This window comes from Metabacillus rhizolycopersici, from assembly GCF_020075705.1.
In genome coordinates this window covers 1-634 of record NZ_JAIQUM010000257.1, presented here as the reverse complement: position 1 = coordinate 634, position 634 = coordinate 1, and the positions used below count along the sequence as shown (strand labels likewise).

Sequence of the window (634 nt, the reverse complement as noted above, 5' to 3'; positions counted from 1 at the left end):
AAGTAACGTACGCAAACGGCTTAACATCAACCGTTGTGGCACCAACGAAAATCGCAACCACGTTACCGAATGATCGAGAAGCAATGAAAGCCGCGGTAAAAACATGTAATATTTTAGATTTTACAACGGTCAAATTGGTTCGCATCAAGAACACATTAGAAATTGGCGAAATTGAAGTATCAGAAGCATTACTGGAGCATGTCAAGCAACATGAAAATCTTGAACAGATTTCAGAATTAGCTGAACCAAAGTTTGATGAAAATGGGAATTTATCGTAGAATTATTGTAGAGTATGTCGTAATTTGCCGAATAAATAATTTCGGAGAAGTTCTGTCATAACACTAGTCTAAAATTTCTTATAATTATAATTGTCAATAATAGGGAGGATTCATTATAATGGGTAATTTATTTGATCTAACAGGAAAAACAGCAGTAGCATTCGGTGGGAATAGTACGTTAGGAGCAGCAATGTGTAAAGGTTTAGCAGCACACGGAGCTAAAATTGCTATTGTTGGGCGTAACCTTGAAAAGGCTGAAAAAGTTGTTCAAGAAATTGAAGCAGAGGGCGGTACTGCAAAAGCATTCCAAGCAGATGTGAGCACACGTTCTGATGTAGAAAAGGTTGCAGATGAGA

1 protein-coding gene and 1 pseudogene are annotated in these 634 nt (G+C 37.4%); both read left to right on the top strand.

Translation table 11 applies throughout. The features are described from left to right. Positions 1–278, top strand: a pseudogene (locus tag K9V48_RS28445) (nickel pincer cofactor-dependent isomerase, group 22); the annotation flags it as partial. Positions 279–396: 118 nt separating this feature from the next. Next, the coding region (locus K9V48_RS28440; RefSeq protein WP_224142343.1) for an SDR family NAD(P)-dependent oxidoreductase at positions 397–634 on the top strand (238 nt) is incomplete at its 3' end.